Consider the following 14,777-nt stretch of genomic DNA (forward strand, 5'->3'; position numbering starts at 1 on the left):
GACCTGGCAGGTCCGACGCCCGATCTGCGCGCGGCCGTTCGTCAGCCGGTTGAGGCGGATCCGGCGTGCGGGTCTCCCGAGAGCCGCCTCAGGGGCCCCGATCGCTCGTCGGGCTCGAGCAGCAGCGCCCGCACGAGCAGCGTCAGCGGGATGCAGAGGATCGCCCCGATGGGGCCGATCACGAGCGTCCAGAACACCACGGAGAAGAAGGTCAGCGTGAGGCTGAGGCCCACCGCGTCGCTCACGAACTTCGGCTGCACGAGCACTTGCAGCACGACGTTGATGACGCAGTAGGCGGCCACCACAGCGAGCGCGAGCGGCCAGCCGCCGACGACGAGCGCGAGCACCGCCGGCGGGATGAGGCCGATCACGAAGCCGATGTTCGGGATGAAGTTCGTGACGAAGGCGAGGATCGCCCACACGATCGGGATCGGCACGCCGATCCACCAGAGGAAGAGACCGTCGAGCACGGCGACGACGAGGCCGAAGCTCGCGTTCACGACGTAGTACCGCCGCACGCCCGAGAAGTACCGGGCGCCGATCACGTCGGCCGCCGCGGTGCCGAAGACCCGGTCGCGACGACTGAGGCTCGAGGCATCCGCCGCCATGAAGATGACGTAGGCCAGCACGAAGAAGAAGGCGGTCGCCGCGCCGAGCACGGCGTCGGCGACGCCGGCGGCGAAGGCGAGCAGCGTCTTCGGGTCGATCGCGGCGGCGGCCGACGCGGCCGCCTCGCTCGTCATGCCGAGCGACGTGAGCCAGTCGTACACGGCCTGGACGGTCGCGGCCAGCTCGTCGGCATAGTCGGGCAGCATGCCGATGAACTGCGCGGATGCCACGACGAGCAGGGTGCCGAGGATGGCGAGGATCAGGTACGCGACCACGATCACCGTGGTCGTCGCGAGCCAGCTCGGCCAGCCGCGACGCTCGAGCGGGCGGCGCACCGGGTGGGCGATGATCACCACGACCGCGGCGACCGCGGCGGGGGCGAGGATGTCGCGGGCGAACCACACCCCGGCGAAGACGATGGCCGCCGCAGCGATGGTGATGAGCACCCGCGTGCCGTGGGCGAGCCCGCCCTCGGTGCCGCGTGCGGGCGTCGGCTCGGTCGAAGGCCGGTGGAGGGCGTCGTCGGAGTCCGCGACGGCGGCCACCGGCGTTGCGGCCTCCTGGACGGCAGCGGTCTCGACCGGCGGCCCGGCCGGCACCGGTTCGGCGGGAGGGTTCGGCTCGGCGGCATCCGTCATCAGAAGCTCCCGATCCCCTTGCCGATCATCACGACGCCGATGACGAGCAGGAGCACCGCCATGACGGTCGCGTTGTTCTGCACGAGCCAGCCGCGAAGCGACTCGAGCGGGGCGGCCATCCTCTCGGAGGCGATGAGGTAGGCGATCACGGGCACCGCGACGGAGCACGCGGCGATGAGCACGAAGATCACGATCACGAGCGTGATCTCGCCGCCGTTCAAGCCGGCCGTGCCGATGAGCACGCCGGCTCCGGCGGCCATGAGCAGGTTCTTCGGGTTGACCGCGGAGAGCAGGAACCCGAGCACCGCACCGCGCACCGTCGTCATCGAGTCGATCGCCGACATCCACTTCGGCAGGGCTGCCGCCTCGCCGTCCTTCGGGCGACCGCGCCACTGCTTCAGGGCGAGGAGGAGCAGGCCGGCGCCGAGGAGGAGCTTGATCACGCCGGCGATCGGCTTCGAGGCATCCGGGTCCTGTTCGGGGATGATCGAGGCGAGCAGCGTGAACACGACGACCGCGACGACGATGCCGAGCACCCAGCCGATGAGGAAGCCGACGCTCGTGCCCTTCGCCTTCGGCGAGAGCAGCATGAGGATCGCCGCGATGATCGGGATCGGGCTGATCGCGATGCCGAGCGCGAGCGGCAGGATGCCGCCGATGACCTCGCCCATGTGTGTGTACTCCTGTCTGGCGACGGGGCCGCCGCCGTTCGTCTACCGCTGCTGCGGCGTGCTCGAGAGCACCGCGATCGCGGCGCGGTTGGTGTCGAAGATGCGGTGCTCGCCGAGCAGGCCGAGGTCGGTGAGCCGCGCTCGCGCGTCGGGCCGCACCCGGCTGAACTCGAGCTCGATGCTCCTCGCGTCGAGCCAGCCGACGAGCGCGGTGAAGCTCTCGGCGCCGGTCACGTCGACGTCGGTGACCGCCTCCATATCGATGACGATGTGCCGCACCGAGCCGTCGGGCACCGCCTTGACCGCCTTCTTCACGGCGTCGTCGAACACCGAGCCGTTGGCGAAGAACAGCGGCGCGGCGAGGCGGATGACGATCACGCCCGGCGCGGTCATCGTGCCGGGAGGTGCCTCGCCGAGGAGCGATTGGGTCGGCGAGTCACCGGCCGCGAGCACGTCGATCGGCGGGTTCGCCGCGCGCTTGGCGAGGTTGATGAGGGCCAGCACGAACGCGACGACGATGCCGGGGATCGACCCGATGAGGAGCGTCACGAGGAAGCACACCGCCGCGATGGCGAACTCGAACCGATCGGCCCTCCACAGCATCCTGAAGTCCTTGATGCCGAGCAGCGGCAGGATCGCGACGCCGACGATCGCGCCGATCGCGGGCGACGGGATGTCGGCGAGCAGGGCGGTGCCGAAGAGCAGGAGCAGGAGCGTGCCGACCGCGAGCACGAGCGACGGCAGCTGCGTGCGCGAGCCCGCCTGGTCCATGGCCGCCGTGCGCGAGGTCGACGAGCCCATGGCGAAGCTGCCGCTCGCACCGGCCGCGACGTTCGAGAGGCCGAATGCGAAGAGGTCGCGGTTCGGCCGGGTCGGGTAGTTGCGCTTCTCGCCGTAGGAGCGGGAGACGAGCAGGCCCTCGGCCGTCGTCACCATCGTGAGGGCGATCGCCGACGGCACGAGCATGAGCCACATCGACCAGTCGATGACGGGCCAGGTGAGTGCCGGCGGGCCGGCGGGCACGTCGCCGAGCACGTCGACGCCGGCACCGTCGAGCCCCCCGATGACGACCGCGACCGTCGCGACGACGAGCACGATGAGGGCCCACGGCACGAGGCGCAGGAACCGCTGGCCGACGATGAGCACCGCGACCGAGAGCGCCGCGATGAGCAGCGACCACCCGTTCACCGTGCCGAGACCGGTGATGAGCCCGACGACCTTGTCGGTGAACTCACCGCCCGAGTCGATCTTCACCCCGAGCATCTTCGCGATCTGGCTCACGAGGATGTCGAGCGCGAGCCCGCCGACGAAGCCGACGAGGATCGGCTTCGACAGGAAGTTCGCGATGAAGCCGAGCTTGAAGACCGACATGAGCACGAAGAGGATGCCGCAGATGATCGCCTGCGCGAGGGCGAGCGTCGAGTAGTCGGCGCTGCCGGCGGTCGCGAGTCCGCCGAGCGACGAGGCGACGAGCGCGGCGGCCGCGGCATCCGGCGACACGATGAGCTGGCGCGACGAGACGAGGAGCGCGTAGACGATGGTCGGCACGATGAGCGCGTACAGACCCGCGGTCGCCGGCAGGCCGGCGATCTGGGCGTAGCCGATGTTCAGCGGAATCGCGATCGCGAGCAGCGTGACGCCCGCGGTCAGTTCGCGAGCCAGGTTCTTCCTCGTGAGTCCTGCGAGCGGTTTCTGCACCGGTCCCCCTCCGTCTGCTCAGAACGACACTAGCGAGCGGATGCCTCGCAGCACCGCCGGTCCCCCGCCGCGTCGCGGCGCCGTCAGTCGGCGCCGGTGGTCGCGGGAGTCGCTGCGGGCTCGGGGCCCTTCTTCGGAGCGGCGATCCGGAACTCCGGCGCCCCGGTCACGAGGAGCCAGGCCGGCAGCACGATGACGCACAGCATCGGCAGGATCGTGATGTCGCCGGCGACCGCGACGGCGACGAAGATCGCGATCCACCCGTCGCGGGTCACGACGAGCAGCACGCCGACGATCGCGCAGCCGACCGCGAGGCCGAGCGGCAGCGACGGGATGAGCGCGTGGCCGAGCATGCCGAGCGCCACGGCGATGAACGTGGCCGGGAACACGCGACCGCCGCGGAAGAGGGAGCTCGCGGCGATGAGCAGCGCGAGGATCTTGATGCCCGCCATCGCCGCGAGCTGCGGCGCGTCGTAGGCGTCGGGGTCGTTCAGGAGGTCGCCGATCTCCTCGAGGCCCTTGAACATCGTGATCGGGCCGCCGAGCAGGCCCAGGAGCCCGAGCAGGAGCCCGCCCGCCGTGGCGATGAGCACCGGATGCCGGAGCGAGTGCATCGCCCGGTAGATGATCGGGAATGCGGCGAGCATCGCCAGTCCGATGACCGCGGCGGCGGTCGCGACGATCGCGCCGGTGAGGAGGTCGAGCGCCTGCGGTGCGCCGTAGGGCGGCAGGCTGAACGTGAACAGCGGGGCGCCGACGAGCCGCATCGTGAACGAGCCGGCACCGGCCGCGACCAGCGGCAGGAAGAGGCGGTCCCAGAGGGCGCCGCCCGACTTCAGCGCCGCGACGATGCCCGTGAAGACGAGGGCGGCGGCCACGGGGGTGCCGAAGAGGGCGCCGATCGTGGCCGAGGCGGCGAGCAGCACGGTGAGCTGCTTCGGCACCGAGGGGATGAGTCGCGCGATGACCGCGACCATGAGGGCGGTGTTCACGGCGATGATCGGGTTCTCGGGGCCGAGGCTCACTCCACCGGCGAGCGCCAGCACCGTCACGATCAGGAGCCCGGGGAGGTTCCGCAGCGGCTGCGGCTCCTCGACGAGCTCGGTGGTCGCCGAGTCGGGGCCGCCGTGGCCGGGCACGAACCGCAGCACGAGTCCGACGGCGAGCCCGGTGAGCGTGAGCACGACGACGATCCACCAGCCGTTGGGGTCGACGCCGAGGGTGTCGGGGAGCGAATCCCAGAGCGCCGACTGCAGCACGGCGGAGAGGCGGTCGAGCCCGAACAGGATGAGCGCGGACACCACGCCGATCGCGAGGGCCGGAATGGCGAGGAGGAGGAGGCGCTTCGGCGTGACCTCGGGGTCACGCGGCGGGATGGCGAGGCTCACGGTCAGATCCTGTCTGCGGGGGTGAGGGGTGCGGTCGGCACGTCGCTCGTCACCACGGCGTCGAGCGAACGGGATGCCAGCGCGTCGGCGACGGCGTCGACGACCGCGGAGCGCACGGCGACGCCGTGCAGGGGGTGGTGCCAGAACTGGAGGTGCAGCACGGAGCGCGTCGAAGTGCGTGCGATGGTCTGCACGACGAGCGGCTCGTGGCGGTGCACCCCTGCCGCAGCGCCGACGGCGTCGATCGCGACGCCGCCGACCTCGTCGATGGAGGGCCCGCCGGTCGCGGTCGCGACGCGCACCTCGACGGTGCTCCGGCGTGCGCCGTGGGCCGAGTTGTTCACGAGCGGGTTCTGCAGCACGTTGGCGTTCGGCAGGTGCACGGTCTGCCCGTCGGCCGTCCGCACGACGACCGACCGCCCGTTCAGCTCCTGCACGATCCCGACGGTGCCGTCGCTCTCGATCTCGTCGCCGATCGCGATCGGTCGACGGGTCTGCAGCACGACGCCGGCGGCGAAGTTGTCGGCGATGCCGCGCAGCACCAGCACCAGCACGACGCCGACGATGATCGCGACCGCGATGAGCGGCTGGATCGAGGCGCCGAAGAAGCTCAGGGCGATCCCGACGCCGAGCAGGATGATGGCGTAGTTCACGACCCGGACGATGAGCGTCTGGAGCGCAGGAGTGAGGGCGGGAACCCTGGCGAGGAGCTTGCGCGTGCCCTTGCGGGCGAGCACCGCGAGCAGCCACGTCGCGATCGCCGTGAGCAGCGCGAGGCCGAGGCTCCATCCGTCGATGTCGAGCGATGCCACCCAGTCCGCCACGTGCCCTCCCGGTGCCGAGGGTACCGCTGCACCGGCCGCGCCGTGGGGATGCACGCCGTGGATGCACGCGTCAGGCCGCGAGCCGCCGCCCGCGCGGCATATGGACGCGCGACCACGCCAAGCGATAGGTTCGCCTCAGCGGCGCTCATTGGGGGGCGCGCAAAGTGAAAGGCTGCACACACATGAGTTTCTGGGAAAGCTTCTGGGACCTGATCTGGTGGTTCCTCTGGGCGTTCGCGTTCATCGCCTACCTGTTCGCGCTGTTCGCCATCATCGGCGACCTCTTCCGCGACCAGAAGCTGAACGGCTGGTGGAAGGCGGTGTGGATCATCTTCCTGATCTTCGTGCCGTTCCTCACCGCGCTGGTCTACCTGATCGCACGCGGCAACGGCATGGCCGAGCGCTCGCAGAAGGAGTACAAGCAGGCGCAGGCGGCGACCGACGCGTACATCCGCCAGACCGCCGGCGCGGCAGCCAGCCCGTCCGATGAGATCGCGAAGGCCAAGGGCCTGCTCGACTCGGGCAGCATCACCCAGCAGGAGTTCGAGCTCCTGAAGGCGAAGGCGCTCGCGCACCCCACGCAGACCGTCTGATTCCAGACCTGCAGCTGAGAGGGTCGGATGCTTCGGCATCCGACCCTCTTCGCGTCTGCGTACCCGGTGAAGAATCGAATACCGGACGGGAACTGGCCGGATGACTCCGTAACGTCGCTCACATGACTCACGACAGCACCGAGATTCGGCCCTTCCGCATCAACATCCCCCAGGCGGAGCTCGACGACCTGGACCGCCGCCTCGCCGCGACGCGCTGGCCCGACGAACTGCCGGGCGTCGGGTGGTCGTACGGCACGCCGAGCAGCTATCTGCAGGGCATCGCCGACTACTGGCGAACGGCGTTCGACTGGCGCGAGCGTGAGGCGGAGCTCAACGCGTTCCCGCAGTTCACGACGACGATCGACGGCCAGAACGTCCACTTCCTGCATGTCCGCTCGCCCGAACCCGACGCCATGCCGCTGCTCCTCACGCACGGGTGGCCGGGTTCGATCGTCGAGTTCATGCGGATCATCGGGCCGCTCACCGACCCGCGCGCGCACGGCGGCGACCCGGCCGACGCCTTCCACGTCGTCGCCCCCTCGATGCCCGGCTTCGCGTTCTCGGGCCCGACGCACGAGACCGGTTGGGACATGTCGCGGATCGCTCGCGCATGGGCCGAGCTCATGAGCCGGCTGGGCTACGAGCGATACGGCGCCCAGGGCGGCGACACCGGCGCGGTGATCTCGCCGATGCTCGGCCGGATCGCGCCCGACCACGTGATCGGCGTGCACGTGAACGGCAGCCTCGGCTTCCCCTCGGGGGATCCGGCGGAGTTCGCGGCGATGAGCGAGGCGGAGCAGGCGCGGCTCGCCGCCATGCAGCGGCAGATGGAGGAGGGCACCGGCTACGCGGTCATCCAGTCGACCCGGCCGCAGACGATCGGCGTCGGGCTCTCGGACTCGCCCGCCGCGCAGCTCGCCTGGATCGTGGAGCGGTTCAAGGAGTGGACGGACCCCGCGGCGGAGCTGCCCGAGGACGCCGTCGACCTCGATCAGCTGCTCACGAACGTGAGCGTGTACTGGCTCACGGGCACGGCGACGTCGGCCGCCAGGCTCTATCGGGAGGGCCGCGCCAGCTGGGGGCAGGAGACTCCGCCGAGCGGTGTCCCGTCAGGGGTCGCGGTGTTCCCCGGCGACTTCGGGATCCGGGTGATCGCCGAACGCGAGAACAACGTCGTGCACTGGTCCGAGTTCGATCGAGGCGGCCACTTCCCCGCGATGGAGGTCCCCGATCTCCTGGTCGGCGACGTGCGCACGTTCTTCCGCGGGCTGCGCTGAGCGCGACCCGGCGTTCGGCGCCCTACCGCTGCGGCGACACCGACGCCCCGTCGGGAATCGGCGTCGCCGCGGCATCCGCCGTCGACTGCCCGTGCATGGCGCCCGTGTTGCGGAGGAAGACGATGATCCAGCTGAAGATCAGCACGGCCGCGACGAGTTCGACCGCGGTGAGGTTGTAGTACCCGGTCGCGAAGAAGACGGCAAGCATGACGATCACGCCGACGTAGACGTAGCCGAGCAGGATGAAGACCTTCGGCATCGACGGGATGAACCACCGCAGCCCGATCACGAGCACCGCGTATGCCACCGCCATCCCGGTGGCGACCGTGTTGTGCAGCACGAAGAACCGGTCGACCGGGAAGATGCCGACGCACGCGAGGAAGATGCCGATGAGGATCATGCCGACGCGCACGATGTTGCGGCCGCGCAGTTCGGCATGCGTCGTCGTCGGCACCGCGGCGGTGGCATAGCGGGCGATCGTCGTGACGATCACGCCGGCGATGATGAGGGTCAGGTTGAAGGCGAGGGCCGAGATGTCGTTCGTCATTCCGAGCGCGCTCAGGTTCATCTGCCACCAGAGCGGATCGCTCGAGCTCAACATGCTCGCGAGCGCGCCCACCACGAGGAAGAGGGCGAGCACGAACGAGAGCAGCATCGGCGTCAGGTGCGCCGCCGAGAGGAACACGGCGTACGCGGTGACGGCCATGCCGACGCCGGCGAGCACGGCGCCGGGGATCGTGAAGACCACCGCACCCTGGAAGCTCTGCTCGAGCAGGTCGGCGAGGCCGATCCAGCCGAGCAGCGCGATGAACGCGTGCGCCAGCGCGATGGCGGTGAGGTCGAACCAGTGGATGCGCGCGCCCGGCGCATCGAGGCCGGGCAGCGCTGCGTCGGCGAAGCCCGCGGCGCTGCGGGTGCGCAGCGAGAGACGGCCGAGCAGGAAGGCGATGAGGGTGACGATCGCGGAACCGAATGCGACGAACTCGCCGAGCGAGCCCTCGCCCGCGATCGGCAGGTCCTTGCCCATGAACACGAACCATGCGACGAGTCCGCCGACGACGAAGACCGCCGCCCCGATGAGCAGGGCGATCGACTCGAGCGACTCGGCGTTGGCCGCCGGATGGCGGAGCACGCGGCCGATCGACGTCGGGGCGATCGAGACGGGCGTCGCCGGGGAGTCGATGGTCGTGGTGTTGCGGCTCACTGGCGCTCCTCGAGATGTGCACCACGCGCGGGTCCCGGCTGCGCCGGCGGCGACGGTGATTCGGCATCAGCATGGCAGCGATCGGGCCCGCCGATCGAGAGCGACCCGCCCACGGACACGGCTCAGCCCTTGATGGGGTCGAGCACCTCGAGCATCGAGCCCTGCACGAACCCGGCCCATTCGTAGGCCGCCCGCAGGTAGTCGTCACGGGTCTCGTCGGCGTCGGCCTCGTCTTCGTCGACGATGCCGACCCGCTCGGCGAGGATCAGGCGCAGGTCGGTGAGGAAGGTCAGCCAGCCCCACGCCTCCGATTGGTCGAGCTCGATCTGCACGACCCCGCCGTGCTCCTCGACGGCGGTGGCGTCGCGCACCCGCTGCGCCGCCTGCCGCTTGCCGTCGACGAGGCTGTCCCGCGTGTAGCGGGTGTAGTCGTGGCCGGCCTCGTGGTCGTCGGGGTACGCGTTCGGCAGCAGCCGACCGAGCGCGGGGTCGTCGGCCTCGCCGAGGAGCAGCACCGAGTCGACCTGGTCGGCGAGCTCCGAGAGGAGCATCGCCTCTTCGGTCTCGAGCACGATGCGCACGCCCTCGCCGCCGCCGAGCCCCGCGACGATCACGGCTCGGTCCGCTCGACGGTGGCCTGCAGGCCGTAGCCGTGCATCGCCTGCGCGTGCCGCTCCATGGCCTCGCGGTTCCCGGTCGCCACGATGGCGCGGCCCTCGGTGTGCACGAGCATCATGAGCCGCTCGGCCTCGGCCCGCGGCAGGCCGAAGTAGCTGCGGAAGACGTAGCTCACGTAGGTCATGAGATTCACCGGGTCGTCCCACACGACCGTGCGCCACGGCAGCTCGACCCGGGCGTGCAGGGCGCCTTCGGTGTCGAGTTGCTCGAGCGTCGATGTCATTCTCCAAGCCTGACACGATGTGCTCGCGTCCGCACCCCGCCGGGCGCTTCCGTCACCGGCGGGCGGGGCGGGTACACGAGCGTCACGAGCACCACCGAGATGATCATCAGGAGGAACCACGACACGAGCTTCGACGGCGACACGAGGTGCCAGCCGTCGAGCTGGTCGGGGTAGAGCCATGCACCCGCCCACGTGCCGATGTTCTCGGCGAACCAGATGAAGAGGGCGACGAGCAGGAAGCTCACGAGCACGGGCATGCGCGGCGTGCGCCGCCACACCCGGAAGTGCATCACCGTCGGCCACCACACCACGACGACGGCCGCGACGAGCACCCAGCGCAGGTCGACGACGAAGTGGTGCGTGAAGAAGTTCGCGTAGATCGCCGCTGCGACGACGACCGTGAGCCAGCGCCGGGGGTACCGCGTGAACCCGAGGTCGAAGAGCCGGTAGACCCGCACCATGTACGACCCCACGGCCGCGTACATGAAACCCGTGAAGAGCGGCACGCCGGCGATGCGCAGCACCCCGTCGCCGTCGTACGACCACGAGCCGACGTCGGTCTTGAAGAGCTCCATGACAGTGCCCGTGATGTGGAAGAGCACGATGACCCAGAGCTCGCGCCCCGACTCGAGTCGCGTCGCGACCATCACGACCTGGATCACGACCGCGGCGATCGTGAGGGCGTCGTTGCGTGCGAGCGCCGCGTCGTCGGGGTACCAGAGCCGCGCGGCGACGATCACCGCGAGCAGCGCGGCACCGAAGATGCAGGCCCAGGCCTGCTTCGCGCCGAACACCAGGAACTCGATGAGCCCGGCACGGATGCCGCGTTCCGACGCCCCCGCGAGCAGGCGATGCGCACCTCGATCGAGGGCCCGTTCGACCGCCGTGAGCTGTCGTGCGTCCTCCCGACCGACCGCTCGAGTCCCGGCGGTCACGACCGGCGCCTCGTCGGTCACGCCGCCCGCCGCGAAGCCGTGACCGTGAACTTCGGGTTCCTGGCGATCTGCCGAGTGCGCCCGACGACCCGTTCGAGGAGCGGCCGGTAGGCCAGGTGCGAGTTCCACACGCACCAGAGCTCGCCGCCCGGAGCGAGCACGCGTGCCGCGTCGGCGAAGAGGTGCGCCGCGATGCCGGTCGAGATCGCCGCGTCGCTGTGGAACGGCGGGTTCAGCACGATGAGGCGCTCGCTCGCGTCGGGGAGCGCTTCGAGGCCGTCGGCGCGGGTGACGTGCACGCGGTCGCCGACGCCGTTGGCATCGGCCGTCAGCCGAGCGGATGCCGCGGCCGACGCCGACCGGTCGGTCGCCGTGACCTGCAGCCCGGGTCGCTCCCGTGCCAGCCACGTCGCCACGACGCCCGTGCCGCACGCGAGATCGACGGCGGTCGCGGCATCCGGAACCGCTTGGCCGAGCTGCCCGAGCAGGAACCGGGTGCCGATGTCGACACCGGTGCCGGCGAAGACGCCGCCGTGGGCGACGACGGTGAGGCCGAGGTCGTCGTGCCGGGCGCTCCGCGGCCAGGTCTCGACTGCCGGAGCCGGGGCCCGCGGCGCGGCGGCGGGCTCGCGCGCGAGCAGCACGCGCGACTTCTGCCGGGCGCGGCTCACGTCGAGCCGCCCGAAGCTGCGACCGAGCACGTCGTTCATCGCGAGGGACATGTGCTTGATCCTGCCGCCGGCGACGACGACGACCTCGCGGTCCGCGTGCGCCGAGATGAGCTGCGACACCTCGTCGAGCCGGTCGAGCGAGCGCGGCAGGCGCAGGAGCACGACGCGCGCGCCCGCGACGAGCTCGGGGCCGAGCGGCAGCGAACGCACCTCGCCGTCGAGGCCGAGCCGATTCGCGTTCGCGGCGAGCGCCCGCTCCCCCGTCACGAGGTCCTGGTGCACGCGGATGCCCTGCGCGCCGGCGTCGGCAGCAGCGAGGGCGAGCGCCCCGTAGGAGTCGTCGATGACGACGACGTCGCCCGGTGCCGCGGCGCCGATGAGCGCCTCGGCCTCGTCGAGGATCAGACGGTCCGCGGCATCCGATGCCTCGAGGCCCGGGCCCTCGACATCGGGATGGCGCCGCAGGGCGCCGAAGTCGAAGGGCATCACCCCAGCGTACGGCGCGTCGAAACGATGTCGATTCCCTCTCCCGCTCGGGGCATCCGGCGGGCTAGCCTGTCGATTGTCGACAGACTTCTGGGGGTTCGCGATGACCATCGAAGCTCAGCACAGCACGACCGACGACCACGCCGTCGCATGGTGGGCGCTCGCCCCCGACGACGTGGTCGCGCGGGCGAAGACCGACGCGACGCGCGGACTCACCGCCGCGGAGGCCGAGCGGCGACTCGCCGAGGCAGGGCCGAACGCCCTGCAGAGCGCCCCGCCGCCGAGCGTCTGGCGCATCGCGCTCAGCCAGGTGCTCGAGCTCATGACCCTGATGCTCATCGCGGTGACGATCGTGTCGCTCCTCATCGGGCAGGTCACGACGGCGATCATCGTGGCGATCCTGGTGCTCTTCAACGTCATCACGGGCACCCAGCAGGAGGTCAAGGCGCGCCGCAGCGTCGATGCGCTCGCGAAGCTGCAGACCCCGAAGGCACGGGTCGTGCGCGATGGCGCCCTGCTCCAGATCGACGCGACAGGGCTCGTCCCCGGTGACATCGTCGAACTCGAGTCGGGTGATCTCGCGCCCGCCGACGGCCGGATCCTCCGCTCGGCGAACCTCGAGACCCAGGAGTCCTCGCTCACCGGCGAGTCGCTGCCGATTCCCAAGGGCCCGGCCGAGAACCCCGCCGAGACCGCACTCGCCGATCGCACGTCGATGGTGTTCCAGAACACGTCGGTCACCCGCGGCACCGCGCGCGTCGTCATCGTCGAGACCGGCATGCGCACGCAGATGGGCCGCATCGCCTCGCTCCTGACGCAGGTGGGCGACAAGAAGTCCCCCCTGCAGCTCGAGCTCGACGGGCTCACGAAGGTGCTCGGCATCATCGCCTGGAGCGCCGTGCTCGTGATCGTGATCATCGGCTTCGCGCGGGGGCAGAGCCTCGACGAGCTGCTGTTCCTCGCCACGGCCGTCGCGATCTCCGCGATCCCGACCGGCCTGCCGGTGTTCGTGCAGAGCCTGCTCGCCTGGGGAGCCTCGCGGCTCGCGAAGGAGCGCGCGATCGTCACGTCGCTGAACGACGTCGAGACGCTCGGCGCGACGAGCGCGATCTGCTCCGACAAGACGGGCACCCTCACGCTCAACAAGATGACGGTGCGCACCGCCTGGTTCGGCGGCAACACCTACCGGGTCGTCGGCGAGGGCTACTCGTTCGAGGGGAAGGTGCTCGGCACGTCCGACGAGCCGCTCGACGCGCCCACCCTCGGACTCGCGATCAGCCTGCCGAACGACGCGACGGTGTCGCCCGACGGCGACGTCGTGGGCGACCCGACCGAGGCCGCGCTCGTGGTGCTCGCCGCGCGACTCGGCATCGACGCCGACCAGGCCCGGAAGGACTACCCGCGCCTCGCCGAGGTGCCGTTCGACTCGGACTACAAGTTCATGGCCACCCTGCAGCGCATCCCGGTGCAGGGCGAGCGACGGCTCGTGCTCATCGTGAAGGGCGCACCCGACGTGGTGCTCGGGCGCTGCGTCACGATGCTGAGCGAGACGAGGGAGATCGTGCCCGTGGCATCCGACGCTGCGACGGCGGAACTCGAGCGCATGTCGGCCACCGGCCTTCGCACGCTCGCCTTCGCCGCCCGGTTCCTCGACGACGCCGACGAGGGCCGGGTCGCGGCCGACCCGATGTCGTGGGTGTCCGATCTCGCACTCCTCGGCATCGTCGGCATCGTCGACCCGCTGCGAGCCGAGGCGAAGGCGGCCGTCGAGGTGGCGCACCGGGCCGGCATCGACGTGCGCATGATCACGGGCGACCACGCCGTCACCGCCGGCGCGATCGGCGCCGAGCTCGGTCTCGGCACCGGAGCCGTCAGCGGCGCCGACCTCAAGGCGATGAACGACGAGGAACTCGCGCGCCGCCTGCCCGACCTGCACGTCTTCGGTCGGGTCACGCCCGACGACAAGCTGCGACTGGTCGGGCTCCTGCAGGCCGACGGCGCCATCGTCGCGATGACGGGCGACGCCGTCAACGATGCGGCGGCGATCAAGCAGGCGAACATCGGCGTCGCGATGGGCTCGGGTTCCGAGGTCACGAAGCAGGCCGCGAAGCTCGTGCTCACCGACGACAACTTCGCGACGCTCGTGCACGCCGTGGAGCTCGGCCGCATCGTCTACTCCAAGATCACCGCGTACCTGCGCTTCCAGATGACGCAGCTGCTCAGCCTGATCATGCTCTTCCTCGCCGCGAGCGCGTTCTCGATCGCGGAGGGCGTCGCACTCTTCCCGGCGCAGGTGCTGTTCATCAACTTCTTCGTGGCCCTGTTCGCGGTCATCGCGATCGCCGCCGACGCGAATCCGCCCGGCATCATGAACCACCCGCCGCGCGATCCGAAGGTCGGCGTCGTCAACCGGGTGTCGCTCGTGGAGTGGCTGGTCTACGGCGCGGTCATCTTCCTCATCGCGCTCGTGCCGCTCGTGTGGGGGCCCGATGTGCCGAGCCCGGTCGAGCCGACCGCGTCGATGACGATGGCGTACGTCGTGCTCGGGCTCTCCACCGTGCTGAGCGCCCTGCTCATGCGCCGCACGCCCGAGTCGGGCCTGCTGCCGCCCATCGCCGCGGTCGCGAAGATCCTGATCTGGCCGGTCGTGCTCATCGTCGTCTCGACCGAGCTGGGACTGTTCCAGCGCATGCTCGGCACCGTGTCGCTCACGGGCTGGCAGTGGCTCGAGTGCATCGGGCTGACCCTGATCCTCCTGGTCGTGGTCGAGGGCGACAAGTGGTTCCGGCGGCGCCGGCTCGCGCGCCGTCAGGCGGCCTCGCCGGTGGCCACGGCGGCGGTCATCCGCTGAGGGTCGAGCACCGCCGATCTCTTCGCTGGGT

The 14,777-nt window shown here is 70.7% G+C and carries 13 protein-coding genes; 3 read left to right on the forward strand and 10 right to left on the reverse strand.

Annotated features, from left to right (window positions below; all coding sequences use genetic code 11):
• Positions 1–41: 41 nt before the first annotated feature.
• From ACFTQE_RS04935 to ACFTQE_RS04955, 5 genes are all read right to left on the reverse strand, one after another.
• Entirely contained in the window at positions 42–1,247 is a 1,206-nt protein-coding gene (locus tag ACFTQE_RS04935) for an AI-2E family transporter (protein WP_376924018.1), read from the reverse strand.
• Positions 1,247–1,918, reverse strand: a complete 672-nt coding sequence (locus tag ACFTQE_RS04940; protein WP_376924019.1) for a GAP family protein — start codon at positions 1,916–1,918, stop codon at positions 1,247–1,249. Before ACFTQE_RS04940 ends, ACFTQE_RS04935 begins: the two co-directional genes overlap by 1 nt.
• A 42-nt stretch (positions 1,919–1,960) precedes the next feature.
• The gene (locus ACFTQE_RS04945; protein ID WP_376924020.1) at positions 1,961–3,616 is read right to left on the reverse strand and encodes a SulP family inorganic anion transporter; all 1,656 of its coding nucleotides are present in this window, start codon (positions 3,614–3,616) and stop codon (positions 1,961–1,963) included.
• Positions 3,617–3,699: 83 nt separating this feature from the next.
• Positions 3,700–5,004, reverse strand: a complete 1,305-nt coding sequence (locus ACFTQE_RS04950; RefSeq protein ID WP_376924021.1) for an ion channel protein — start codon at positions 5,002–5,004, stop codon at positions 3,700–3,702.
• Between the two features lie 2 nt (positions 5,005–5,006).
• Positions 5,007–5,828 carry a mechanosensitive ion channel family protein gene (locus ACFTQE_RS04955; RefSeq protein WP_376924022.1) on the reverse strand — a complete coding sequence of 274 codons (822 nt, stop codon included), beginning with the start codon at positions 5,826–5,828 and terminating at the stop codon, positions 5,007–5,009.
• A gap of 182 nt (positions 5,829–6,010) precedes the next feature.
• Here ACFTQE_RS04955 and ACFTQE_RS04960 point away from each other — a divergent pair, with 182 nt between their 5' ends.
• Together ACFTQE_RS04960 and ACFTQE_RS04965 are read left to right on the forward strand one after the other, a co-directional pair.
• Entirely contained in the window at positions 6,011–6,421 is a 411-nt protein-coding gene (locus ACFTQE_RS04960; protein WP_375836085.1) for an SHOCT domain-containing protein, read from the forward strand.
• A gap of 122 nt (positions 6,422–6,543) precedes the next feature.
• Positions 6,544–7,698 carry an epoxide hydrolase family protein gene (locus ACFTQE_RS04965; RefSeq protein WP_376924023.1) on the forward strand — a complete coding sequence of 385 codons (1,155 nt, stop codon included), beginning with the start codon at positions 6,544–6,546 and terminating at the stop codon, positions 7,696–7,698.
• 22 nt (positions 7,699–7,720) lie between these two features.
• Here ACFTQE_RS04965 and ACFTQE_RS04970 read toward each other — a convergent pair whose 3' ends face one another.
• The 5 genes from ACFTQE_RS04970 to ACFTQE_RS04990 all read right to left on the reverse strand — a co-directional run bounded on the left by ACFTQE_RS04970 (position 7,721) and on the right by ACFTQE_RS04990 (position 11,895).
• On the reverse strand, positions 7,721–8,902 hold the full coding sequence (locus ACFTQE_RS04970; protein WP_376924024.1) for a hypothetical protein: 1,182 nt from the start codon (positions 8,900–8,902) through the stop codon (positions 7,721–7,723).
• 122 nt (positions 8,903–9,024) lie between these two features.
• Positions 9,025–9,516, reverse strand: a complete 492-nt coding sequence (locus tag ACFTQE_RS04975) for a DUF2017 family protein (RefSeq protein ID WP_375836088.1) — start codon at positions 9,514–9,516, stop codon at positions 9,025–9,027.
• Positions 9,513–9,803: an ATP-dependent Clp protease adapter ClpS gene (gene clpS / locus ACFTQE_RS04980; RefSeq protein WP_376924025.1), complete on the reverse strand. Its 291-nt coding sequence runs from the start codon at positions 9,801–9,803 to the stop codon at positions 9,513–9,515. The genes ACFTQE_RS04975 and clpS overlap by 4 nt, the downstream gene beginning before the upstream one ends.
• A complete protein-coding gene (locus ACFTQE_RS04985) occupies positions 9,800–10,738 on the reverse strand; it encodes a DUF817 domain-containing protein (RefSeq protein WP_376924026.1) in 939 nt (312 codons plus the stop codon). Before ACFTQE_RS04985 ends, clpS begins: the two co-directional genes overlap by 4 nt.
• 17 nt (positions 10,739–10,755) lie before the next feature.
• Positions 10,756–11,895: a class I SAM-dependent methyltransferase gene (locus tag ACFTQE_RS04990; protein WP_376924027.1), complete on the reverse strand. Its 1,140-nt coding sequence runs from the start codon at positions 11,893–11,895 to the stop codon at positions 10,756–10,758.
• Positions 11,896–11,998: 103 nt separating this feature from the next.
• Here ACFTQE_RS04990 and ACFTQE_RS04995 point away from each other — a divergent pair, with 103 nt between their 5' ends.
• Positions 11,999–14,746, forward strand: a complete 2,748-nt coding sequence (locus tag ACFTQE_RS04995; RefSeq protein WP_376924028.1) for a cation-translocating P-type ATPase — start codon at positions 11,999–12,001, stop codon at positions 14,744–14,746.
• Positions 14,747–14,777 lie beyond the last annotated feature (31 nt).

Source organism: Agromyces sp. NPDC056965, assembly GCF_042673425.1.
GTDB lineage: Bacteria > Actinomycetota > Actinomycetes > Actinomycetales > Microbacteriaceae > Agromyces.

What these genes read in the sequence shown, in the direction of transcription:
- ACFTQE_RS04965 (WP_376924023.1), top strand. Translation starts at nt 6,544, where the DNA reads ATGACTCACGACAGCACCGAGATTCGGCCCTTCCGCATCAACATCCCC.
- ACFTQE_RS04990 (WP_376924027.1), bottom strand. Translation starts at nt 11,895, where the DNA reads ATGCCCTTCGACTTCGGCGCCCTGCGGCGCCATCCCGATGTCGAGGGC.
- ACFTQE_RS04940 (WP_376924019.1), bottom strand. Translation starts at nt 1,918, where the DNA reads ATGGGCGAGGTCATCGGCGGCATCCTGCCGCTCGCGCTCGGCATCGCG.
- ACFTQE_RS04935 (WP_376924018.1), bottom strand. Translation starts at nt 1,247, where the DNA reads ATGACGGATGCCGCCGAGCCGAACCCTCCCGCCGAACCGGTGCCGGCC.
- ACFTQE_RS04960 (WP_375836085.1), top strand. Translation starts at nt 6,011, where the DNA reads ATGAGTTTCTGGGAAAGCTTCTGGGACCTGATCTGGTGGTTCCTCTGG.
- ACFTQE_RS04995 (WP_376924028.1), top strand. Translation starts at nt 11,999, where the DNA reads ATGACCATCGAAGCTCAGCACAGCACGACCGACGACCACGCCGTCGCA.
- clpS (WP_376924025.1), bottom strand. Translation starts at nt 9,803, where the DNA reads ATGACATCGACGCTCGAGCAACTCGACACCGAAGGCGCCCTGCACGCC.